The organism is Rhodocyclaceae bacterium, from assembly GCA_020248265.1.
Taxonomy (GTDB): Bacteria; Pseudomonadota; Gammaproteobacteria; order Burkholderiales; family CAIKXV01; genus CAIKXV01.
Window position 1 is genome coordinate 1 of record JADCHX010000001.1, and the last position, 23,227, is coordinate 23,227.

At 68.3% G+C, this 23,227-nt stretch carries 22 protein-coding genes; 17 read left to right on the forward strand and 5 right to left on the reverse strand.

What is annotated here, in order from left to right; translation table 11 throughout:
- From ING98_00005 to ING98_00060, 12 genes are all read left to right on the forward strand, one after another.
- Positions 1 to 706: ornithine cyclodeaminase family protein (locus ING98_00005; GenBank protein MCA3100233.1), on the forward strand; the 706-nt coding region annotated here is incomplete at its 5' end.
- A 185-nt stretch (positions 707 to 891) separates the two neighbouring features.
- Positions 892 to 1,869, forward strand: a complete 978-nt coding sequence (locus ING98_00010; GenBank protein ID MCA3100234.1) for a tripartite tricarboxylate transporter substrate binding protein — start codon at positions 892 to 894, stop codon at positions 1,867 to 1,869.
- Positions 1,866 to 2,837: an MBL fold metallo-hydrolase gene (locus tag ING98_00015; GenBank protein MCA3100235.1), complete on the forward strand. Its 972-nt coding sequence runs from the start codon at positions 1,866 to 1,868 to the stop codon at positions 2,835 to 2,837. Before ING98_00010 ends, ING98_00015 begins: the two co-directional genes overlap by 4 nt.
- Positions 2,834 to 4,186, forward strand: a complete 1,353-nt coding sequence (gene fahA, locus ING98_00020; protein MCA3100236.1) for a fumarylacetoacetase — start codon at positions 2,834 to 2,836, stop codon at positions 4,184 to 4,186. Before ING98_00015 ends, fahA begins: the two co-directional genes overlap by 4 nt.
- Before the next feature lie 82 nt (positions 4,187 to 4,268).
- Complete coding sequence (locus tag ING98_00025; protein ID MCA3100237.1) at positions 4,269 to 5,285, forward strand: tripartite tricarboxylate transporter substrate binding protein; 1,017 nt, start codon at positions 4,269 to 4,271, stop codon at positions 5,283 to 5,285.
- A gap of 25 nt (positions 5,286 to 5,310) precedes the next feature.
- Entirely contained in the window at positions 5,311 to 6,252 is a 942-nt protein-coding gene (locus ING98_00030; GenBank protein ID MCA3100238.1) for a prolyl oligopeptidase family serine peptidase, read from the forward strand.
- Complete coding sequence (locus tag ING98_00035; GenBank protein ID MCA3100239.1) at positions 6,252 to 7,211, forward strand: 2-hydroxyacid dehydrogenase; 960 nt, start codon at positions 6,252 to 6,254, stop codon at positions 7,209 to 7,211. Before ING98_00030 ends, ING98_00035 begins: the two co-directional genes overlap by 1 nt.
- A gap of 14 nt (positions 7,212 to 7,225) precedes the next feature.
- Positions 7,226 to 8,083, forward strand: coding sequence for a hypothetical protein (locus tag ING98_00040; protein MCA3100240.1), 858 nt, complete (start codon positions 7,226 to 7,228; stop codon positions 8,081 to 8,083).
- Positions 8,080 to 9,063 carry a tripartite tricarboxylate transporter substrate binding protein gene (locus tag ING98_00045; GenBank protein MCA3100241.1) on the forward strand — a complete coding sequence of 328 codons (984 nt, stop codon included), beginning with the start codon at positions 8,080 to 8,082 and terminating at the stop codon, positions 9,061 to 9,063. The genes ING98_00040 and ING98_00045 overlap by 4 nt, the downstream gene beginning before the upstream one ends.
- Entirely contained in the window at positions 9,063 to 10,625 is a 1,563-nt protein-coding gene (locus ING98_00050; protein ID MCA3100242.1) for an amidase, read from the forward strand. The genes ING98_00045 and ING98_00050 overlap by 1 nt, the downstream gene beginning before the upstream one ends.
- A 16-nt stretch (positions 10,626 to 10,641) precedes the next feature.
- Positions 10,642 to 11,361: an orotate phosphoribosyltransferase gene (locus tag ING98_00055; protein MCA3100243.1), complete on the forward strand. Its 720-nt coding sequence runs from the start codon at positions 10,642 to 10,644 to the stop codon at positions 11,359 to 11,361.
- The gene (locus ING98_00060; protein ID MCA3100244.1) at positions 11,354 to 12,625 is read left to right on the forward strand and encodes a hydantoinase/carbamoylase family amidase; all 1,272 of its coding nucleotides are present in this window, start codon (positions 11,354 to 11,356) and stop codon (positions 12,623 to 12,625) included. Before ING98_00055 ends, ING98_00060 begins: the two co-directional genes overlap by 8 nt.
- Before the next feature lie 27 nt (positions 12,626 to 12,652).
- Here ING98_00060 and ING98_00065 read toward each other — a convergent pair whose 3' ends face one another.
- On the reverse strand, positions 12,653 to 13,579 hold the full coding sequence (locus ING98_00065; protein MCA3100245.1) for a tripartite tricarboxylate transporter substrate binding protein: 927 nt from the start codon (positions 13,577 to 13,579) through the stop codon (positions 12,653 to 12,655).
- Positions 13,580 to 13,724: 145 nt separating this feature from the next.
- Between ING98_00065 and ING98_00070 the strand changes: the two genes are divergently transcribed.
- From ING98_00070 to ING98_00080, 3 genes are read left to right on the forward strand one after another with little or no spacing between them, the layout of a single operon-like run.
- On the forward strand, positions 13,725 to 15,239 hold the full coding sequence (locus ING98_00070) for an amidohydrolase family protein (protein MCA3100246.1): 1,515 nt from the start codon (positions 13,725 to 13,727) through the stop codon (positions 15,237 to 15,239).
- Positions 15,240 to 15,282: 43 nt separating this feature from the next.
- The gene (locus ING98_00075; GenBank protein ID MCA3100247.1) at positions 15,283 to 16,380 is read left to right on the forward strand and encodes a ring-opening amidohydrolase; all 1,098 of its coding nucleotides are present in this window, start codon (positions 15,283 to 15,285) and stop codon (positions 16,378 to 16,380) included.
- Positions 16,356 to 17,366 (forward strand): hypothetical protein, encoded by a 1,011-nt coding sequence (locus tag ING98_00080; GenBank protein MCA3100248.1) that lies wholly within the window; start codon positions 16,356 to 16,358, stop codon positions 17,364 to 17,366. Before ING98_00075 ends, ING98_00080 begins: the two co-directional genes overlap by 25 nt.
- A 3-nt stretch (positions 17,367 to 17,369) precedes the next feature.
- Here ING98_00080 and ING98_00085 read toward each other — a convergent pair whose 3' ends face one another.
- The 3 genes from ING98_00085 to ING98_00095 all read right to left on the reverse strand — a co-directional run bounded on the left by ING98_00085 (position 17,370) and on the right by ING98_00095 (position 19,993).
- A complete protein-coding gene (locus tag ING98_00085; GenBank protein ID MCA3100249.1) occupies positions 17,370 to 18,389 on the reverse strand; it encodes a tripartite tricarboxylate transporter substrate binding protein in 1,020 nt (339 codons plus the stop codon).
- An 82-nt stretch (positions 18,390 to 18,471) separates the two neighbouring features.
- Positions 18,472 to 19,815 carry an amidase gene (locus tag ING98_00090; GenBank protein MCA3100250.1) on the reverse strand — a complete coding sequence of 448 codons (1,344 nt, stop codon included), beginning with the start codon at positions 19,813 to 19,815 and terminating at the stop codon, positions 18,472 to 18,474.
- The gene (locus tag ING98_00095; protein ID MCA3100251.1) at positions 19,805 to 19,993 is read right to left on the reverse strand and encodes a hypothetical protein; all 189 of its coding nucleotides are present in this window, start codon (positions 19,991 to 19,993) and stop codon (positions 19,805 to 19,807) included. Before ING98_00095 ends, ING98_00090 begins: the two co-directional genes overlap by 11 nt.
- 175 nt (positions 19,994 to 20,168) lie before the next feature.
- Here ING98_00095 and ING98_00100 point away from each other — a divergent pair, with 175 nt between their 5' ends.
- Both ING98_00100 and ING98_00105 read left to right on the forward strand, forming a co-directional pair.
- Positions 20,169 to 21,035, forward strand: coding sequence for a TauD/TfdA family dioxygenase (locus ING98_00100; protein MCA3100252.1), 867 nt, complete (start codon positions 20,169 to 20,171; stop codon positions 21,033 to 21,035).
- A gap of 22 nt (positions 21,036 to 21,057) precedes the next feature.
- Complete coding sequence (locus ING98_00105; protein ID MCA3100253.1) at positions 21,058 to 22,035, forward strand: tripartite tricarboxylate transporter substrate binding protein; 978 nt, start codon at positions 21,058 to 21,060, stop codon at positions 22,033 to 22,035.
- Between the two features lie 65 nt (positions 22,036 to 22,100).
- On the opposite strand, the gene ING98_00110 is transcribed toward ING98_00105, so the two are convergent.
- Positions 22,101 to 23,084, reverse strand: a complete 984-nt coding sequence (locus ING98_00110; GenBank protein ID MCA3100254.1) for a tripartite tricarboxylate transporter substrate binding protein — start codon at positions 23,082 to 23,084, stop codon at positions 22,101 to 22,103.
- Between the last annotated feature and the right edge of the window lie 143 nt (positions 23,085 to 23,227).

Here is a 23,227-nt window from a genome sequence, read left to right on the forward strand (position 1 = left end):
GATGGTCTCGATCCTCTCCGACTACCACCTGCATGCGATACGCACCGCATCGCCGTACGGAGTAGCTGCGAAGCACCTCGCGCGCGAGGATGCAAGTTCCATCGGCATCATCGGCAGCGGCCGCTATGCGCGGGCGATGACTGCGGCGACCTGCGCGGTACGTCCGATCCGGAAGGTAAAGGCCTACAGCAGGGATCCAGCGAACGTACGCGACTTCTGCGAAGTCATGCAGCGCGAGCTCGGCATCGAGGTCGAGCCAGCGCCGTCCGGACGTGAAGCGGTGCGTGGTACCGACGTGATGATCACGGCGACCTCGGGCAATGTCGTGGTCTTCGAATCGGGCTGGCTGGAACCTGGTGCGCTGCTGATGTCGCTCGCCCCCGGCGAGTTCGATCCGGAGACGATCCTGCGCTCGCGCGTGTTCCTGTCGAGCACCGAGCAGGTGCTCGGCGACGACCCGCCGCGCAAGCCGTTCTCGACGGTGCTGGCCGACGGCCGCTTCCGCGCGGAGGATGTCTGCGCCGAGGTCTGCGACGTGGTGGCGGGCAAGAAAACCGGGCGCGCCAGTCCCGAGGACATCATCCTCTACGAATCGCCGGGCATGGGCATCCTCGATGCCGCCATCGGCCAGTGGGTGTATGGCCGCGCCAGGAACAAGGGCCTGGGCACCGAACTGCCTTTCGGCGAGGCACTCGGCGGGCACTGACGCCCGCGCGCCGATCCGCCAGCCTGTGCCGCACCCGGGAAGGGGACACAAGACGCTGCACCGACAGGCCACGAGCGTCCATTGACGCTGTCGCTGCCCGACGCCTACACTGGACCAGCGATCTTCGTCGAGCGGCTGCGGATCGGCCGAACGGACACGGAGGCGCAACAGGGGGAGGCAACCAGATGGCCAGCAGCAACCGGCCACGCGCCTGCCACGCGGGCCCTGCCGCCGCCCTCGCGGCACTGGCAGCCTGCGCGAGCGGCGGCGCGTCGGCACAGGAGCGGTACCCGGCACAGCCGGTGCAGGTGATCATTCCGTATTCCGCCGGGGGCAACTCGGACGTGATGGGCCGCGCGTTCCTCGAAAACCTGTCGCGCGCGACGGGTGGACAGTTCGTGGTCGCCAATCGCGACGGTGCCGGCGGCACCATCGGTTTCGCCCAGCTCGCCACTGCACGGCCCGACGGCTACACGCTGGCGTTCGGTCCGACCTCGGCGATCAGTGCGGCGCCGCACCTGATGAAGAAGCTGACCTACGGGCTGAACGATTTCACCTACGTCTGCCAGGTGTTCGAGAACATCTTCGCCGTCGCGGTTGCACCGAAGTCGCGCTTGCGCACGCTGAAGGACCTGGTGGACGAGGCGCGCGCCCATCCGGGCAAGCTGTCCTACGGCAGTTCCGGCATCGCCAGCGTGGGCCATCTGTCCGGCGAGGGCTTCGCTCGCGAACTGGGCATCCAGTTCACCCATGTGCCGTTCCGCGGGGACGCGCAGACGGTGCCGCAAGTCCTCGGCGGCCAGATCGACTTCAGCGTGTCGGGCATGGGTTCGGCGGCGACCGCGCTGCGGCCGCTGGCGATCTTCAGCGACAGCCGGGTTCCGTTCCTGCCCGACGTACCGACCACGGCCGAACTCGGCCTGCCGGCGATCCCGCCCGGCTACCAGGGCCTGTTCGCACCAAAGGGGCTTCCAGCGCGGGTGCTGGCGGTGCTCGAGAAGGGATGCGCGGAGGCCGTCGGCTCCGACGCCTTCCGTGCGTTCGGGCTGAAGGCGAAGCAGAAGGTCGCCTACGTCGAAGGCGCAGGGTTCGCACAGCGCACCCGCGACGATTTCGAATACAAGCGCCGGCTGATCGGCGCACTGGGGATACAGCCGGAATGAGACCGTACACGAAGGGACTGCACGACCTGGGCAATGGCTGCCATGCCTGGCTGCAGCCGGACGGCAGCTGGGGCTACAGCAACTCCGGTCTGGTCAGCGATGGTGGCGAGACGCTGCTGGTCGACACGCTGTTCGACCTCGCGCATACGCAGGAGATGCTTGACGGCTACCGCTCGGCGGTACCTGCCGCGCGCACCATCGGCACGCTGGTCAACACCCATTCGAACGGCGACCACACCTTCGGCAACCAGCTGGTGGCAGGTGCACGTATCGTGGCCAGCCGCGCCTGCGCCGAGGAGATGGCGGCGCGCCGCCCGGAGGGACGCGCCGAGGTGATGCGCCGATGGCAGGACTTCGGCGAGTCTGGCCGGGCGGTACACGAACTCTACGGCGGCCGCTTCGACTGGACCGGGGTCGTGTACACGCCGCCCACCGATACCTTCGACACCGAGATGACGGTGCATGTCGGGTCGAAGGCGGTGGAGCTGGTCAACGTAGGGCCAGCGCATACCCGCGGCGACGTTCTGGTGCATGTGCCAGGCGACCGCGTCGTGTTTACCGGCGACATCCTGTTCATCGGTGGCCACCCGGCGGTCTGGGCCGGCCCGGTGTCGAACTGGATCGCCGCCTGCGACCGCATCCTCGGCTGGGACGTCGAGGCGATCGTACCCGGCCACGGGCCGGTCACCGACAAGGCCGGCGTCCGGCGGCTGCGCGACTACTTCGTGCATGTCGGCGCCGAGGCGCGCAAGCGCTTCGACGCCGGCATGTCCGAGGAGGATGCCGCCGCCGACATCTCGCTCGACGGCTTCCGGGGCTGGCTGGACGAGGAACGGATGGTGGTCAACGTGCATGCGCTGTACCGCGAGTTCAGCGAAGGCAGGGCGGCACCCGTATCCCACGATGAACTGCACGCCCGGATGCGCCGCTGGCGCGAGCGGCGCGCCACTGGCGGAGCTACACGATGAACCAGGCTGCAGACCTTCCCCTCGACGAGACCCATGACGCGGCCCGGCGCAGCTGGGTCGATTCCGCCAACGGCGACACGGTGTTCCCGCTGCAGAACCTGCCCCTGGGCGTTTTCACGCCACCGGGCGGGGACGATCAAGGCCCACGCGGCGGCATCGCGATCGGCGACCGCATCCTCGACCTGCGGGCGGTGGCCGGGCTCGACCTGTTCGATGGCGATGCCGGTGCAGCGGTGCTCGCCGCAGCCGGTTCCACGCTGAATCCGCTGCTTGCGCTCGGCAGCGTGCCGCGGCGTGCACTGCGCGCAGCCGTGTTCGCGCTGCTGTGCGAAGGCACGGAAACGGGGAACGCCGCCCGGCGCAAGGCAGGGGGGCTGCTGCACCCTGCGGCGGACTGCACGCTGCACCTGCCGGCTCGCATCGGCGACTACACCGACTTCTACGCCGGCATCCATCACGCCTACAACGGCGGTCTGCGCCACAAGCGACCGTCGCCGCTTCTGCCCAACTACAAGTGGGTGCCGGTCGCGTACCACAGCCGCGCGTCCTCGGTCGTGGTTTCCGGCACGCCGCTGAATCGGCCGAACGGACAGCGCAAGCTGCCCGATGAAGAGGCACCAACCTTTGGCCCGTGCCGCAAGCTCGACTTCGAACTGGAACTGGGCGCCTGGATCGGGCCGGGGAATGCACGCGGGGAGCCGATCCCGATAACCAATGCCGGCGAGCATGTGGCCGGACTGTGCATGCTCAACGACTGGTCGGCGCGCGACATCCAGGGCTGGGAGATGCAGCCGCTAGGGCCGTTCCTGGCGAAGAACTTCACCACCACCGTGTCGCCGTGGATCGTCACCACCGAAGCGCTGCTGCCGTACCGGATCGCGCAACCGCCGAGGCCCGAAGGTGATCCCCAGCCATTGCCTTACCTGTGGGACGGTCGCGACCAGGCCACAGGCGCCTACGACATCGCCATCGAGGCACTGATCCTCACGCCGGCGATGCGCGCGCAGGGCACTGCGCCGCATCCGCTGAACGCTAGCAACCTGCGCCACCTGTACTGGACGCTGGCGCAGATGGTGGCGCACCACACCTGTGGCGGCTGCAACCTGCAGCCGGGCGACCTGTTCGGCAGCGGGACGATCTCGGCGCCGGACCGCTCCGGTTATGGCAGCCTCGCGGAGCTGTCCGACGACGGCCGCACGCAGATCGTACTGCCCTCCGGCGAGACGCGCACTTTCCTGCAGGACGGGGACGAACTGATCCTGCGTGCCAGTGCGCGGCGCGAGGGCTTCGCCACGCTCGGCTTCGGCGACTGCAGCGGCATCATCCGGCCGGCACCGGGCATTGCATGACGCGCTGCCCCGGGCCAGAATGAGGTCGTCCATCGCCGACGGCGCCATGCAGAGTGCCACGGTACAACGGAGGAGAGTCCCCATGGCCCAACCGCGCGCTTCAAGCCTGCCTGCACGTCCGATCCCATCAGTGCTGTCCGTGCTGGCTTCGCTCGCCCTGCTGGCGCTGCCGGTGGCCGGGGCCGTCGCGCAGGGCACTGGCGACTACCCGAACCGCCCGGTGCGGCTGGTCACCGGTTCGCCCGGCAGCACCGCCGACATCAGCGCGCGACTGGTGGGCCAGAAGCTGGTCGAGCGCTGGGGCCAGCAGATCGTGGTTGACAACCGTGGCGGCGCGGGCGGGATCGTCGGTGCCGAGATCGCGGTGCGCTCGCCGCCGGACGGCTACACGCTGTTCAACGGCCATATCGGCACCCATGCGAGTCCGCAGTTCCTGTTCCGCAAGCTGTCGTACGACCCGGTGCGCGACTTCGCGCCGATCACCCAGCTCACGACCTCGGGTATCTCGCTGGTGGTGAACGCCTCGGTGCCTGCGAACAACCTGAAGGAGTTCCTCGCCTACGCGAAGTCGAAGGCGGGCACGCTGACCTACGGCTCCGCCGGCGGCGGCACCAGCAGCCAGCTCTCGGGGGAACTGTTCAACCTGATCACCGGCGCGAAGCTGGTGCACGTGCCCTACAAGGGCGCCGGCTTCGCGCTGACCGGCGTGGTCTCGGGCGAGGTTCAGTCGGCGTTCCTCTCGACCACTACTGCCGCGATCCAGGTCAAGGCGGGCAAGCTGCGGGCATTGTCGGTATTCAGCCCGGAGCGCTTCCCGGTGTCGCCGGAGATCCCGACCGCTGCCGAGCAGGGGTTCCCCGGCATCGACAGCACGGTCTGGTTCGGCCTGTTCGCACCGGCGAAGACGCCGCGTGCACTGGTGCAGAAGGTCAGCAGCGATGTCGGCGAGATCCTGCGCATGCAGGAGGTGCGTACCATCCTGCTTGGGCAGGGCGCCGAGCCCTCGCCGTCCACACCCGAGGCATTCGAGAAATTCCTGAAGAGCGAGATCGTGAAATGGGGCAAGGTGATCAAGGCAGCCGGCATCGAACCGATGTGAGCGCGCGCCAGGCGCGGAGGCCGGCATGAAGCCGGCTGCGTCCGGCGGCATCCGGCAGCAGGCCTATTCCTTCATCCAGCCGCTCGAAGGCTCGACCTGGCCAGCGCACCTGACCTTCGTGCCCACGCGCGACGAACTCTACGTGCCGATCGTGCTGCGCAAGCCGGATGGCGACGGTCCGTTCCCGGTGATCACGATGGGCCGCGGCGACGGACGCGGCGGCATGCCGCACGTGCTGGAGCAGGTACAACGGCTGCGCGCGATGCAGGATGCGCTGATCCGGCGCGGATATGCCGTCGTGTACGTGAACTACCGGCACGAGATCCCGCGCGCCTACGGCCAGGGGCCGGCGGTCGACATCGCCGACGACATCAGCGGCGGCGAGAACCTCGTCCGCAAGTCCGCCGCGACGCTCGACTCCGACGACCTCGCGGCGATCTGGCAGTACCTGCAAGGCCTGCCGTTCGTGCGGCCCGAAGCGATCGGCGCGATCGGCATCAGCCATGGCGGCGAGATGATCCTGAAGGCGGCGGCCGAGGGTGCGCCGCTCGCAGCCGGCGTGGTGGCCGAAGGCGCATCGCACGAGTTCCTGTCGGTGGACACTGGACCCTCCGCACCGCGTATCGCGGGCGAACTCCAGTACCACGATATCGACGTGGTGAAGCGCCATGCCGACAAGGCCGCGGCGATGGCCCGCATCGCGCGCATCCGTGCCCCGATGCTGCACATGGGACGCTACACCGACCACCTGCAGGGCATCTTCCAGCTGGCCCACGAATGGATGCAAGAGGCTGGCAAGGCCTCCGACTGGGCCTGCTTCGAACATCCGGAGCATGGCTACTGCCTGGTCTATCCGGGCGAGGACGGCAGCTTCGGTCCGGATCCGGTGCAGCGGCTGGCGTTCGAGCTGTACATGGAGTTCTTCGACCGCCACCTGAAGCCTGAAGTGCACCAGATGGTGGCCTGATGGACAGCACGAAGCCACCGATCCTCTTCATCAACAGCAACTGGAAGCCGTGCCTGGAGGCGCTGGAAGAGCGCTATGCGGTGCTCAACTACCGGGATGCGGCCGACCGGCCGGCGCTGCTCGCGAAGGCGGCACCGATGGTACGTGCCCTGTTCACCAACGAAGGCAGCTGGGAGCCGGCCCTGATGGACGCGCTGCCGGCGCTCGAGCTGATCGTGCTGGTGTCCAACGGCTACGAGAACGTCGACCTGGCGAAGGCGCGCACGCGCGGCATCCGGATCACCAACACGCCGGACGAGACCACCGGCGACGTCGCCGACCTGGCGTTCGCGCTGATGATGGCCACCGCACGGCGCATGACCTGGGCCGAGCGCTACGTGCGCTCCGGCGACTGGCGACGTATCGGACGCGCGCCGCTGACCCGCCGGGTGCATGGTCGCCGGCTGGGCATCGTCGGCCTGGGATCGATCGGCCGCGCGGTCGCCCGGCGCGCTTCCGGCTTCGACATGGACGTCTGCTACCACGGTCCCCGCCACAAGGCCGACGTGCCGTATCGCTACTTCGGCGACCTCGCGGCGATGGCAGCGGAAGTCGACTTCCTCGCGGTTACCTGCATCGGCGGCCCGAAGACCGCAGGCATCGTCGATGCCGCCGTGCTCGAGGCACTGGGGCCGGAGGGCATCGTGGTCAACATCGCGCGTGGCAGCTGCATCGACCAGGACGCACTGATCTCCGCGCTGCGCGCCGGCAGCCTCGGCGGCGCAGGCCTCGATGTCTATGCGCATGAGCCGGCCGATCCGGCCCCGTTCGAAGGACTCGACAACGTCGTGCTGACGCCACACTACGGCAGCGGCACCGACGACACGCGGCGTGCGATGAACGAGACCGGCTTCCGCAACCTGGCCGCCTTCTTCGAAGGCCGTCCGCTGCCGACGCTGATCCCGGAGTTGCGGCCATGAACCCTGGAGACACGATGAATACGCCACTTGACCCCTACGGCGTCAACGACGAAGGCGAGGACCTGCACCCAGATGCCGTGCTCGCGCGTGCACTTGCCCGCCGGGGCGACACCTTCGACGAGTTCAAGCTGCTGATCCGCGAGCAGTCCGCGACCTACGACCTGATCTCGAAGACCGCCGGTTACGTGCACCACTACACCGGCAAGACCGGCTCCGCGCAGCAGCTCTCCGGCGTGATGCGCGAGCTGATCACGCTCTGCCAGCTGTGCGCGAAGGGCGAACACCGGTTCTCGCCGAACCATGTGCGACGCCTCTACTGCCACGGCGTCACCAACAAGGTGATGTTCGAGGCCGCATCCGCGATGGCCCCGGTCACCGGCTGGACGACGATCGCGCACGTGGCCACCGCGATCATCACCGCGAACAAGCCCGAGTATCCGTTCGGCAAGATGCCGCCGGGCGGCGAACCTGCCGAGCTGGTGCCGTTCCCGGAACTGGACATCGGACGTGACCGTATCGCCGGCGATGCCGACGACAGCGAACTGGGCAAGGACGAGTATGCATACATCGCCAGCCTCGATCCCGACCTCGCCCGCGTGGCCGCGCGCTGGGTCGACCATTGCCTGAGCCAGGGCGGGCGCAACAACAGCGGTACCCGGCTCGGTCCGGGTGCACGCGAGCTGGTGGCGATCGCCGCCGCCTGTGCGCGTGGGGAGGTCGAGTTCGCCGCCGAACACATGCGGCGTGCCTACGACCATGGCATCAGCCGCGTGCAGGTGATCGAGGCCGTGTCCTGCGTGCTGCCGATGACCGGAGCGATGACCCTGAAGATCGGCGTGCGTGCGATGAAACTGGCTGACGCGCAATCGTGAACAGGGCCGTCGCGCATGGCCTGTCGCGTGCGCTGTGCGCGCTTGCCACCGCGCTGCCGTGCGCAGCGGCGCTTGCACAGGAATGGCCCGCGGCGCCGATCACCGTCGTCTCCCCGGTGCAGGCGGGGAGCGCGGGCGATACCTCGCTGCGGCTGGTGCTGGCGAAGCTGTCGGAGAACCTGAAACAGCCGGTCGTCGTCGAGAACCTGCCGGGCGCAGCCGGCATGATCGGCTACGACCGACTCGCTCGCGCAAAGCCCGACGGCTACACGATCGGCGGCATCAGCGACAGCACGCTCACCTACGTGCCGCTGGTGCAGGGACGCAAGGGCTTCAATGCCCTAGATGCGCTCGACCCGGTGACCCTGCTGTCGACCAGCACCTGGGTGCTGGTGGCGCACCCGTCGCTGCCGGTGCGCACGGTGAAGGAGCTGGTGGCGTTCTCGAAGGCGAACCCGGGCCGGCTCGACTATGCATCGGCTGGCATCGGCGGTTCGCACCATGTCGTGATGGAAGCGTTCAAGTCTGCGAGCGGCAGCAACCTGGTGCATGTACCGTATCGCGGCGCCGCCGCGGCGCTGGCCGACGTCGACGCCGGCCAGGTGCCGGTGATGTTCTCCGCCCTGTCGGTGGCGCTCGGCCGCATCCAGGCCAAGCGGCTGGTCGCTCTCGCAGTAGCCACGCCCGCGCGTACATCGCTGCTGCCGGAGGTGCCGACGCTGCAGGAAGCCGGGCTGCCCGGGTTCACCTTCTCGACCTGGACCGGGGTGCTGGTTCCGAAGGGGACGCCACCGGCGATCGTCGAGCGCCTTAATGCAGAGCTGGCAAGGGCGCTGAAGGACCCGGGCGTTGCCGGCAAGCTGTCGGCGCTCGGTGCGACGCCGCAGCCAGGGACGCCGAGGGCGCTGGCCGAACTGATCGAATCGACCACGAACCGGATGCGCAAGGTGATCGTGGAGGCGAAGATCCGGGCGGAGTGATGGGGATCCGTGTGGTATTCACGATGCTGCTCTGCATCTGGAGCATCGCAGCACCAGTACATGCGGCGGCAACCGCGAACATCACCCGCCTGCAACCCCTCGACTTCAAACCGTTCGAAACCGCACTCGCGCGCTTCACGCCGCAAGCGGCCGCGGAGGTCGACGCAGTGTTGCGGCATGCGACGATCCCGCAGGTTCAGGCAGCCATGGCCTCTGGCGGCCTTTCCTCGGAAACGCTCACGCTGTACTTCCTGGACCGCGTTCGACGTCACGATGAAAGACTGCGCACTTACCTCGAGCTGAACCCGGCCGCGCTCGACGAAGCACGCGCCGCCGATGCGCGGCGCAAGGCCGGCCGATCGCTCGGACCGCTCGACGGAATGCCGATCAGCCTGAAGGACAACATCGAGACCGCGCCACCGATGCACACGACCGCCGGCAGTGCGCTGCTGCTCGACCATGTTGCGAAGGCCGATGCACCACTGGTCGCACGGCTGCGCGCGCAAGGCGCGGTGATCCTCGGCAAGGCGAACCTTTCCGAGTTCGCGGGCGTCATCACGCTGGGATCGCGTATCGGCGGCAGCAGTGCGGTAGGCGGACAGACGATGAATCCGCACGGCGCGGCGATCACTGGCGGCTCCAGCAGCGGCTCGGCAGCGGGCACGGCGGCGCGGCTGGCGATGGCCAGCATCGGCACCGAGACCTCGGGCTCGCTGGTAGCGCCGTCCGCCTGGAACAGCGTGGTCGGCATGAAGCCGGGCAGGGGGCTGGTGGACGGCACCGGCATCGTACCGCTGCTGTCGGCGAACGACATGCCGGGGCCGGTTTCGCGATCGGTGACCGATGCCGCCATCCTGCTCGATGCGGTCGCGCTGCAGCCCGCGCGTTTCGCGGCAGGCCTGCGCAAGGAGGCGCTGTCCGGCGTTTCCGTCGGCGTGCTGGAGCGCGACATTCTGGAAGGGCGCGGCAACGCCGTGCTGCTCGATCGCGCAAGGAAGGGTCTGGCGGCTGCGGGTGCCTTGCCGCGTGCGACCCTGCTGCCGCAGTCGCCGGCCTGGGCGGGCGGCGCACCGTTCGTGCAGTTGCTGGCATCCGGCATGCGGCTGGACATGATGGACTACGTGTCGAAACGGGGCGCCGGTGTCACGACGCTGGACGACCTGCTCGCCTGGTACCGCGCGATGCCGGACCGGCGCGCACCGTTCGGCATCGACATGATCGCCGCGCTGTCGAAGGTGCCCGCGCTCGACCGACCCGCGCACGAGGCACTCGTTCTCCGACTGCGGGGCGCTGCTGCAGCCATCCTGGATGCGACCTTCGAAAAGACCGGTGCACGCGTGCTGGTGAGCCTCGAGAACATGCACTCTACGCTGTACGCGACAGCGGGCTATCCCGCGATCACCGTGCCACTGGGGCTGCGAGAGGACAGCGGCACACCGGCCGGCATCACCTTCATCGGCCGCCGCGGCGAGGACGGCGCAATGCTGTCGATGGCCTACGCATTCGAACAGGCGACGCGGCTGCGGGTCGAGCCGCCGCTGGATTACACTGTGCGCCCCTGATATGCATGCCCAGCCCATGACCGACCCCGCGTCGCCGCCTCCGCCCGACACGCTGACCGTCGCCGCCGACACCGCCCAGGCCCTGCTCGCGCTGAAGGCGGTCCTGGTCTACGAGCGGCAGCCGTTCATCTACACCACCGGCTGGGCCAGCCCGGTGTACGTGGACTGCCGCCGCCTGATGTCGCATCCTGGCTATCGCCGCCTGCTGATGGACCATGCCGCCGGGCTGCTGCGTGCACGGCTGGGCTCGTCGATCGACGTGATCGCCGGCACCGAGACCGCCGGCATCCCGTTCGCCTCGTGGATCGCAGACCGGCTCGACCTTCCGATGGTCTATGTACGCAAGAAGTCGGTCGGCTGGGGATCGCATGCACAGATCGAGGGGGACCTGCCGGAGGGCGCACGCTGCCTGCTCGTGGACGACCTCACGACCGACGGTCGCTCCAAGATCGGCACGGCCCGCGCGTTGCGCCAGGCTGGCGCACGGCTGAGCGACATTTTCGTGATCTTCAACTACGACATCTATCCGCAGAGCCGGCAGGTGTATGAGGACAACGGCTTCACCATGCACGCGCTGGCCACCTGGAAGGACGTTTTCACCCAGACAAAGTCACTGAGCTACTTCACGCCGCAGCGCGCGAAGGAGATCAAGGATTTCCTTGCCGACCCGGTCGGCTGGTCCGCGCTGCATGGCGGCGCCGGCGTCGTACCCAGCGGCACGCCCGAACATGGATGAGGTGTGCGTAGATCGGCTCGACCCGTCCCTGAAGGCGATCGCAGGCAAGCTGTTCGACCAGGTCCGGCAGGCCACCTACGACGGCGTCGGTGTCACGCGCGCGAGCTATGGCGAGGGCGAGAACCGCGCGATGGCGATCATCGAGGCATTCGCGCGTGACGAAGGTCTCGCCTGCGAGCGCGACGCGGTGGACAACCGGATCATCCACGTGGCCGGTGAGCCCGCCGGTGCGCCGGTGCTGATCGGCTCGCACCTGGACTCGGTGCCGCAGGGCGGCAACTTCGACGGCCTCGCCGGCGTGGTGGCCGGGCTGCTGGTGCTGCTGCACTACAGCCGCCGCGGGCTGGTTCCGCCGCGGCCGATCCATGTGCTCGCGCTGCGCGGCGAGGAAAGCGCGTGGTACGGCAAGGCGTACATGGGCTCGCTCTCGCTCACCGGGCAGCTCACGGCTACCGACCTCGACCTGCAGCAGCGCGAGACCGGCCGCACGATGCGCGAGGATATGCAGGCGCTGGGCATCGACACTGCGCGCATCGAGGCGGGGGAGCGGCTGATCGATCCGGCCCAGGTCGCGGCCTACCTCGAGCTGCACATCGAGCAGGGGCCGACGATGGTCGCGCGCAAGTGGGCGGTGGCGCCGGTCACCGGCATCCGTGGCAACGTGCGGCACAACCGCATCCTGTGCAAGGGCGAGACCGGCCATTCCGGCGCGGTGCCGCGCTGGTTGCGCAAGGACGCAGTGCTGGCGGTGGCCGAACTGATGACCCGGCTCGACGAACACTGGCGCGTGTTGCAGCAGATGGGCATGGACATGGTGATGACCTGCGGCATGGTGTCCACCGACCCGAAGAGCCACGCGGTATCGGTGATCCCGGGCGAGGTCGCGTTCAGCTTCGAGGTGCGCAGCCAGGACAACGACGTGCTCGAGCGCTTCCACAAGCTGATGATGGAAGAGTGCGAACGCATCGGCCGCTCGCGCGGGGTCGAGTTCCAGTTCGACCGGCGGCTCTACACCGCGCCAGCGACGATGGACCCGGACTGGGTGGCCCGCCTGTCACGCGCCTGCGAGGCGGAGTCGATCGACATGGAACCGATGCCCAGCGGCGCAGGCCATGACGCAGCGGTGTTCGCCAACGCCGGGGTGTCGTGCGGCATGGTGTTCGTGCGCAACGACCGCGGCTCGCACAATCCACACGAGGCGATGGACCTGCAGGACTTCTTCAGCGGCGTCGAGGTGCTGCACCGGGCCATCGTGGCGGACTGATCCGCTCGGCTCGCCGCGGCGCGGGGGTCACTCCGCCTTCGCGCCGGCGAGCTTCACCAGCTTCGCGTACTTCTCGACTTCCTGCCTGAAGAACGCGGGGAACTCGTCTGGGCCCAGGTTGCGCGGGTCGGCGCCATCGCGCGCCATCGCGGCCTTCACGTCGGCGGCCGCCTGCGCCTTGCGGATCTCCTCGTACAGGCGCGACACCACCGGCGCCGGCGTGCCGGTCGGCACGAAGAAGCCGTACCAGGCATCGGTCTCGAAGCCGGGGAACATCGAGGCCATGGTCGGCACGTCGGGCAGGTTGGACGAACGCTGCGCCGTGCTCACCGCCAGCGGCCGCAGCCGGCCGGCCTTCAGGTGCGGCGTCGCGCCGACCGCACCGACAAAGCCCATGTCGACCTCGCCGCCGAGCAGGGCTGTGATCACCGCGCCGGCGCCCTTGTACGGGATGTGGGTGATCGATGACTTCGTGAGGTCGGCCAGCAGCACGCCCGACAGGTGGCTGGTGGTGCCGCTGCCGTTGGAGCCGAAGTTCAGTCCTCCGGGACGCTTCTTCGCCAGCGCGACCAGTTCCTTCACCGATTTCGCCGGCACCAGCGGATGCACCACCAGCACCAGTGGCACGGCCGCGACCAGCGCGACCGGCCGCAGGTCGGCGATCGCGTCGTAGTTGAGCTTAGGATAGAGGCTCACGTTCACCGCCATCGAGTTGGTGGTGAACATCACCGTGTAGCCGTCGGCCGGTGCCTTGGCGGTGATCTCGGCGCCGACGTTGCCGCCGGCCCCGGCACGGGTATCGACGACCACGGTGCGTCCGAGCTGCTCGGACAGCTTCTGCGCGAACAGGCGGCCGAGGATGTCGGCGCCGCCGCCGACGGCGAAAGGGACGACCAGGCGGATGGGCTTGGCGGGCCAGGCGGGGGCCTGGGCGGCAGCCGGCATCGGTCCCATGAGTACCACGGCGCCGGCAAGCGCTGCGGGGGCTGCAAGGGCGGCGATCCTGAGGCGGGAGACACGCGGGGTCATGGCTGGTCCTTCATCGTCGGGATCGGGCATATTAGGGCCATTCCCGAACGTGATCACAGGAAGTATCGCCATGACCCCTTCCCGTAAACCGCTGCTCATCCGCGGCGCCCGTGTCCTCGACCTGGACGGTGAACTCGACAACCCGCCCGCCCGGGACATCCTGTGCGAAGGCGGCGCGATCACCGCGGTCGACACCGGCCTGGTCGCCCCCGCCGGCGCGGACGTGATAGAGGCGTCGGGCATGCTGGCCATCCCCGGCCTGGTCAACTCGCACTACCACTCGCATGACGTGCTGGCCAAGGGCATGTTCGAGGACCTCTCGCTCGAGCACTGGGGCGTGCTGGCCGGACCGCTCGGCTCGAAGCGCTCGCTGGCGGAGGTCCGTGCACGCACGCTGGCCGGGGCGCTGGAATGCCTGCACAACGGCATCACCACCGTGCAGGACATGAACAGCGCCGCGCCGTTCTCCGACGCGGTGGTGGACACCATCGTCGATGCCTATGCCGAAGCGGGCATCCGGGTCATCCTGGGCATGACGGTGCGCGACCAGTCGCAGCTCGACACCATCCCCTGGATCGACACGCTCGCGCCGGCCGAGCTGCACGGCATCATCGGCACCGCACGCGACGAGCCGGCTGCGCAGATGGCCTTCCTGGAAGCCGCGATGGAACGCATCGGCGACCGCGGCGGCATGCTGCGCTGGGCACTGGCACCGTCGGCACCGCAACGCTGCTCGCCGGGCCTGCTGGAAGCGGTGGCCGACCTGTCGCGCCGCCGCTCGCTGCCTGTCTATACCCATGTCTACGAGAGCCGCACCCAGCGCATCTTCGCGCACGAGCGGCTGCAGGCGCACGGCGGCTCGGCCGTCAGGCTGCTCGAGGACACCGGGCTGCTCGGCCCGCACGTCTCGCTCGCGCATGCGATCTGGCTGGAGCCCGACGAACTCGAGAAGGTCGCCAGCACCGGCACCAGCGTGGTGTTGAACATGCTGAGCAACCTGAAGCTCAAGAGCGGCGTGGCACCGATCCTCGAGTATCGCGAGCTCGGGGTGAACATCGCGCTCGGCTGCGACAACTGCAGCTGCAGCGACGTGCAAAGCATGCTGCAGGTGATGAAGCTGTTCTGCCTGCTGGTCGCAGTCAGTACGCAGGAGCGTACCGGGGTCACCGCCGCCGAGGCACTGCGCGCAGGGACGCTCGGCGGCGCACGCAGCGCTGGCCTGGCCGGATCGATCGGCGCGGTCAAGCCCGGCCACCGCGCCGACCTGGTGCTGGTGGACCTGTCCGACCCGGCCTACCTGCCGTACAACAGCGCGATCCGGCAGCTCGTCTATGCCGACAGCGGCCGCTCGATCCGGCGGGTGGTCGTCGATGGCGAGGTGGTGGTGCAGGACGGACGCAGCACCCGCGTCGACGAGGCCGCGCTGCGCACGGAGATCGAAGGTCTGATGCCGTCGGTACGCGCCGACATCGACCGTCTCCAGGCTGGCTACGTTAAAGTACGGCCCTACATCGACGAGGTTAACAGGCGCGCATGGTCGATGCCGCTGCCGATCCATCGCCACGTCGGATTGCCGCGGCCCTGAACCAGTCCTGCCTGCAGACCCTGCACGAACCGAAGAGAAGAACGTGACCGCACATGTGATTGCCTACGACACCGCCAACCCCGGCGATGTCAGTGACTTCAGCCGCAACCTCGCCCGCTTCGAACCGGCGCGCATCCGCAAGCTCGCGCTGCTGGTGAAGACCGAGGGCAACTCCGACGTCAACGACTTCTCGCGCGAATTCGCGCTGCTCAGCCTGACCGCCGCCATCGAGGCACATGGCGGCAAGGCACTGGCCGAGCGGTCGACCTTTCTGATCTCGACCGGCTGCGAAGGCGCGATGACGCCGTTCGGCTACCTGTTCGTCGACCTGGAAGACGCGGTTGGCGAACCCGCTGCTGCGCCGTCGGCGACGGCGGGGCAGGGCAGTGCGCTCGCCTTCGGCTGCGCACGCAGCCGCTCGCTGACGCCGGAGGAGATCGGCACCCCGGCGCATGCGGTGATCGTCGCCGAAACGGTGGAAGCCGCGATGCGGGAGGCGGGCGTGAAGGCAGACGATGTGGCGCTCGTGATCGTGAAGACCCCGGTCACCAGCCACATCCCGGCCACGGCCGGGGCGGTGCGCAACACCCGGGTCACCTCAGCGCATTCCAAGGCGGTCGGCGCGCTCGGTGCCGGCCTGGCGCTGGGCGAAGTGCCGCGCGAGAAGATCGTGCAGGAGGCGTTCAACACCGACCATAGCCTGTACGCCAAACGGGCGATGGTGTTCTCCGGCGCCGAACTCGACTGCGTCGAGATCATGCTGCTCGCCAACCGGCCCGGCGCCGCCGGCGACCTCAGCGTGCACACCGGTTTCCTGCGCGACGTGCTAGATGCCAAGGGGCTGCGCGACATGTATACCGCGGCTGGCTGCACCTTCGATGCGGACGGGCAGGTCGCACATGCGGAGCGCGTGGTCGCCACCCTGATCAAGGCCGGTTCGGCGCCCGACGGCAAGGTGCGCGGCGTGCGCACCACGATGAAGAGCAGTCACCTCGACATGGACAAGCATGTGCGCGCCGCAATGAGCGGCATCATCGGATCGATCCTCGGCTCGACCCGGACCTTCATCTCGGCCAACACGGTGCACCAGGCGCCGCCCGGTGGCGGGTTGTGCGCATGCATCGTGCGCAAGGCGTCCTGACCATGGGCCAGTTGCGCATCCTCTCCGAAAAAGACGTGCGTTCGGTGCTCGACACGAGCACCGCTCTCGACCTCGCACGCCGCACCCTGATCGACCAGGCGGCGGGACACAGCCTGCTGTCCTCGCCGTCCGCGATGTCGCTTGACGCGCGGCCGGTCGGCGGGCCGAAGTTCAAGTTCAAGGCGGCCGCCGTCGGCTACCTGAACGCTTCCGGCATCCGCCTGCTGTCGCATCCCGGGCCCACCACGATGAGCACCAACTACTGCGCGGTGTACGACCACGCGGGCTACCAGCTCTCCGGTCTGGTTTCGGATCACTGGCTGAGCCGGCTGCGCACCGCTGCCTTCGGCGCGGTCTCGGCACAGGCGCTGGTGAACCCCGGGCCACTGGTCGTCGCGCTGTTCGGTACCGGCGGCATCGCGAGCGAGATCGTGCCGATGCTCGCGCAGGCGCTCGACGTGAAGGAACTTCGGGTTACCTCGCGCCAGATGAAGAACATGGAGGCGTTCATCGCCGCACAGGCGGGCGATGTCCAGGCAGCGATGCGCGCAGAACCCGATGGCCACAAGGCGGTCGAGGGCGCCGACCTGGTGGTCACGCTGACCGAGTCGCCGTCACCGCTCGTGTTCGGCGGGACGCTGAAGCCAGGTGCGGTCGTCTGCTCGATGGGCAGCTACAACGAGGTCGACTATCCGGTACTGGCCGAGGCCGAGCGCTTCATCGTGGACGACATGGACTTCGCGGCCGAGATGGGCGATGGCGGCGCATGGATCGAGCAGGGTCACCTGACCCAATCGACGTTCCGGTCACGCGTCGACGCGCTCGCCTGCGAGGTGCTGTCGGGCACAAAGCCGGGCCGGAAGACGCCATCGGACCGGATCATCGCGCTGATCCAGGGCATGGCGATCGGCGATGTCGCCTTCGCCGCCCATGCGTTGCGCGAGGGCGAACGGCGCGGCCTGGGCAGGACCGTGCCGCTCGACTGACCGTTACTGCTCGATCCTGATATTCGCCCGCTTCACGATGTCGGCGTAGCGGGTGTTCTCCGCGCGCAGGAACTTGTCGAACTGAGCCGAATCCATCGGCATCGGGTTCATGCCCTGCTTGGCGAGCGCCGCGCGGAAGTCGGGCGTCGCCACGTTGTCGACCACCAGTTTCGAGATGCGGTCGATCGCTTCCCGGGGCGACTTGGCTGGCATCAGCATGCCGTACCAGAGGCGGATGTCGAGCCCGGGGATGCCGCCTTCGGCGAAGGTCTGCATGTTCGGGAACTCCGGGTCGCGGGCCGTGCCTGTGACCGCAACCGGCTTGACCTTTCCCGACTTGAACACCGGGTTCATCGAAGCCATCGAACCGAAGTACATGTTCACATGGCCGCCCAGCAATGCCGCCATCGCATCGCCGCCGCCCTTGTAGGGGACCGGCGTCATCTTCACGCCGGTGATCAGCGTGAACAGTTCACCCGCCAGGTGCTGGTTGCCGCCGATCTGGGTCGTGGCATAGGTCAACGGCTGCGGCAGCGACTTGCCCCAGGCGATGAACTCCTTCAGGTTCGATGCGGGGACAGACGGATGCACGCCCATGCCCAGTTCCGCCACCGACATCGCTGCCACCGGCGAGAAGTCCTTGATCGGATCGTAGGGCAGTTTCATCAGCGCGCCGGCAATGGCATGCGTGGTCAGGATGGACAGCAATGTGTGGCCATCCGGGTTGGCATTGGCCACGTACTGCGTACCGATACGACCATCCGCGCCCGGTCGGTTGTCGACCAGCACCGGTTGCTTCAGCGCATCGGAAAGCCTCGGCGCGAGCAACCGGGCGGCCACGTCGGACGAGCCACCCGAATAGGGTACGACGATGCGGATCGGACGGTTCGGATACTGACCGGCCGGCTGTGCCGCCTGTGCGACGCTGGTGACGGTGGTGACGGTGGTGACGGTGGTGACGGTGGTGACGAACGCGGCCGACAGCAGAACTGCGCTGACGGCAGGGATTGCAATTCTGATCACGAAGCTGCTCCTGAGTAAGGTCCTGTCCGCCGGAGTGTTGCAAAATCCGTGCCGTTGCGCCAGCAGCGCACGGATCGCGTGATCACAGCGGCGGCAGGGCGGGCGGGGGCGGCAGGCAGCCTTCGACGGTACGGGCAAGCGCCAGCAGCAGGCGCTCATCGCCGCCCGGCGCAGCGAGATGCACGCCTGCGGGCACGCGTGCACCAGGATAGAGCCCCATCGGCAGCGAGATCGCGCAGGCATCGACGGCATTGGCCGCACGTACGAAACAGTTCCGGTGCGGATCGATCGGCACTGTACGGCCACGGACCTCGAGCGACTGCGTCTCGAGGCCGGGCGCCGCGAACGGCCAGGTGGGGGTCAGCACCGCGCCCGCACCCGCGGCCTTCAATGCCGCCGGCAACGCCTGGCGCAGCGCGGCGCACGCCGCACGCGCGGCATCCACCGTCGCGGCATCGAGTCTTGCTGCATTGGCCGCGCGCAAGCGGATGCCGTCGCTGGCGAGCGAGATGTCCATCCCGGCCAGTGCACGGCCGGATTCGAACAGCGAGACCACGCCAGCCGCATGTTCGCCCGCCATCCAGCCCGGCACCTCACCATCGACCAGTTCGAAGCCGGCTTCGGCCAAGCGTGCGCAGGCTGCCTCGAACAGAGCGAGCGTCTCGTCGTCGCACATCGTGTCCACCAGCTCGCGCAGCACCAGCAGCCGGCGCCGCGGCGCATCGATGCGCGCGCCCGGCGCGTCGGCCAGCGCGTCCCATGCCGTCTCGACATCCACGACGCTGCGGCCGATCAGCCCGATGGTCGACAGGCTTGGCGCATGGTTCGCCTTGCCGGCGATCGACAGACCACCGATGCGCGGCATGAAGCCGACCACGCCGCAATGGCAGGCCGGATTGCGAATCGAGCCCCCACTGTCGGTGCCGATGTCCACCTGGGTGATGCCGAGCGCAGAGGACACGCCACCCCCGGTGGAAGACCCTCCGGCAGTGCGCGACACATCCCAGGGATTGAGCCCCATCGGCTCGAAAGCGTTGGTCACGCCGTACATCGCGAGCTCGGACAGCGTGGTGGTGCCGAGCACGATGCCACCCGCGGCGCGCACCCGTTGCACGATGCCGGCATCGTGCGGCGCGATGCGCGTGCGGAAGATGTTCGTGCCTTCCGTCCATGGCATGCCGGCGACCGGTATGCTGCCCTTCACGCTCACCGCCAGGCCGTGCAGCGCGCTGCGGATGCGGCCTGCGTCGAGGTCGGCCTGCATGGCCTCGGCCCTGGCCATCGCATCGACGGCCAGGTGGGAGAACGCGCGGTAGGTCGGGTTGAGGCGGGCGATAGCGTCGAGCGACCGGCCGATCAGGTCGGGGATGCGCAACGCGCCGGTGACCAGGCGGGCGTGCAGGTCGGCGATCGGTTCAGGCTGCACGTGCTTGAGGTGCGACGCCCGGCTTGCCGAGCTGCTGCACCGATCCCCATGAGGTTTCCATCTGCGCGAGCGCGATCTGGCCCTGTGCGAACAGCGCGCGTTCTGCCGCTAGGGTTGCAGCCAGCGACGCGGGCAGCGCCGGCACCGGCTTGCGTAATACGGATCGAGGACGACTCATCTGGTTTCCAGCGCAGGGATGGGATTGCGGCAGACCGCTTCCTGAACGTAGCACAGCGGACGTACCCATCGCCAGCGCCGGAACGGCCGCATGGTTCTGCCATCGTCGGCAGGCCGCCCGGCGAAGCGCTACCATGCGTTCGTCGCGTGCAGCTGAGGCATTCGCCAGGAGCGCCATGCAGATACATGCACTTGCAGCCCCCTTCGGTGCCGAGATCTCCGGCGTCGATCTTTCGCAGCCTGTCCCCGCTGCCTTGACCTCGGCGATCATCGGGGCGATGGCCGAGCATTCGCTGCTCGTGTTCCGGGACCAGGCCCTCGAGCCGGAGGACATCGTACGGTTCAGCAGGTCGCTGGGAACCCTGCGCATCCCCCTGAACGACCAGTACTCGATTCCAGGATACGAGGGACTGCATCGGGTATCCAACATCCTTGAAGGCGACCGTCACGTCGGGCTCCCCGACGCCGGCGTGTTCTGGCACAGCGACGGCGCCTACATGGAGCGTCCCGACCTGTGCACCTTGCTCTACTCCGTCGAAGTCCCCAGGGACGATCGGGGCGAGCCGCTTGGCGACACCGTGTTCGCCAGCACGCGCCTCGCCTATGAAGCCCTGCCGATGGAGATGTCGGCAAAGGTCGACGGTCTCAAGGCAGAGTTCAGCGTGCAGAAGCAGTACGAGCGCAAGCGCCGGATGGGCGTACTCAAGCGCGAGGTACTGTCGGGTGGGCAGCGGGGAAACGCACCGGACCGGGTCCATCCCGTCGTGCGGACCCATCCCGTGACCGGGCAGAAGAACCTGTTCGTCAGCGATGGCCACACGACCCGGATCCTCGGCGTTCCCGAAGAGGACAGCGAGCCGCTGCTGCAGGCGCTCCAGGCACACATCCTCGACCCGAGATTCGGCTACCGGCACCGCTGGTCCGAGAACGAGGTGGTCGTGTGGGACAACTGCTCCACGCAGCACCTGGCCACCTTCGACTACAAGCTGCCGCAGCGCCGCCTGATGTACCGGACGAGCTGCATCGGTTCGATCCCCGTCTAGAGCGCGAGCGCGCACGAGTCCGATGAAACGCCAGACGATCGCGGCAACCCTCCTGCTGCACGGGCTGCTCCAGGCAGGGCTGGCGCTGGCCCAGGCGCCGGCCTATCCCTCCAAGACCGTGCGCCTGGTGCTCGGCTACGCGCCGGGCGGGACGACGGATGTCCTGGCACGGCTGCTTGCCGCACGCCTGTCACCGGCCTGGGGCCAGTCGGTCGTCGTCGACAACCGGGCCGGCGGTGGCGGCATCATCGGCGCGGATCTCGTCGCGAAGGCGGAGCCGGACGGCTACACGATCCTGGTCTGCACGCCCGCGCAGACCACGGTGAACCCGCACCTGCTGAAGTCGATGCCGTACGACCCGCTGAAGGACTTCGCACCTGTCACGCTGATCGCGACCTCCCCCAGCGTGCTCCTGACCCATCCTGCGCTTCGCGCCCGCACGCTGCCCGAGCTTGCCCGGTCGGCGAAGGCCGGCAAGGGCGGCTTCAATTTCGCGTCCACCGGGATCGGTTCGCCCAGCCACCTGCAGGGACTGGTGCTCGCGAAGGAATCCGGCATCCCGATGCAGCACATCGCGTACAAGGGAACCGGCCCGGCGATCACGGACCTGCTGGCCGGGCATGTCGAGCTCATGTTCAACACCGTCCAGGTAGCGCTGCCATTGATCAAGGCCGGCCGCCTGAACGCGCTGGCGGTGACCGGAACCACGCGCTTCGATGGCCTGCCGGACGTACCGACCATGAAGGAGTTCGGCACGCCCGAGGTGGAGTCCGGCGTCTGGTACGGCATGCTGCTGCCCGCACGCACGCAGGATGCGGTTGTCAGGACCCTGCATGCCGCCGTGGTCGCGATACTGCGCTCCCCCGACGTGGTGGAGTCCCTCAAGCGGGACGGCGCCAACGTGGTCGCAGGTTCGCCCGCGCAGTTCGGGCAGTTCATGGCCGCAGACAGTGCGCGCTGGAAGGCGGTGATCCAGCGGGAGAAGATCAGGCCGGAATGACGGGCGTGCGGACGTTGCCTGCAGTGCGAATCCCGCGATGAAACGCAGCGGCCCGGCGTGGCCGATCAGTCTCCGCGCACGCCGGCTGTCTTGATCACCTGTCGCCACTTGACGGCGTCTTCCTGCAGCAGCTTCGCAAACGCCTGCGGAGTCGTCGGGGAAGGGTCCAGGCCCTGCGCAGTGAGTGATTCCCTGATGTCCCGCATGCCCAGCGCGTCGACGATCTCGCGATTCAGGCGGGCGATGATCGCCGGCGGCGTCGCGGCCGGAGCGAGCATGCCCAGCCAGTAGACGACGTCGTAATCCGGCAGGGCAGCTTCAGCTATGGAGGGCGCATCCGGAAGCGCGGCAAGCCTGCTGCGTCCCGTGACGCCGAGCACCCGCAACCGCCCCCCCTGGATGAACGGCAGTATCGGCCCGAGCGTGCCGAAAAGCACCTGGACGTTTCCGTTCGCCACGTCGACCACCGATTGCGCCGACGTCTTGTACGGCACATGTGTCATCTTGATCCCCGCCTTCAGCGAGAACAGTTCGCCGGCAAGATGGGCGAGGCTGCCCGAGCCCGCAGATGCGTAGCTCAACTGGCCAGGTCGGACCCGCGCAAGCAAGACGAGTTCCTTGACGTTGTTCGCAGCGACCTTCTCCGACACGACGAGCACATACGGTGCCGTCACCACGTTCGAGATGGGCGCGAAGTCGCTCAACGCGTATCCAACGCCGGGGTTCACCGCCGGCGCCACCACGAGCATGCTGAGGCCCCCGAGGATCAGCGTGTGGCCATCGGGCGCTGCACGCGCTGCCGCCAATGCACCGATGCTGCCGCTTCCGCCACCCCGGTTGTCCACCAGCAGGTTCTGCCCGAGTGGAGCAGCCAGCTTCTGCGCGAGTACCCGGGCAAGCAGGTCGGTCGCACTGCCCGCCGGGAACGGCACGATCATCCGGATGGGACGCACCGGATACGCGGCGGGGCTGGCAGCCCAGGCAGTCATGGCCGGAAAGAGGCTTCCGGCCAGCATCAATGCCGGAGGCATGCACACTGAAAGCTTCAAGGTATTCATCCTCCGTTTGACGCGGCTCTTTCTTCGGATAGTATCGAAGAAAGAGCGCGCGATGACGCGTGGATGTTGTGCAGCGCGGCTGCGTTTCCACGATCTGCAATGCCATGCCAACGCACAAGCCGCCTTGCTGCATC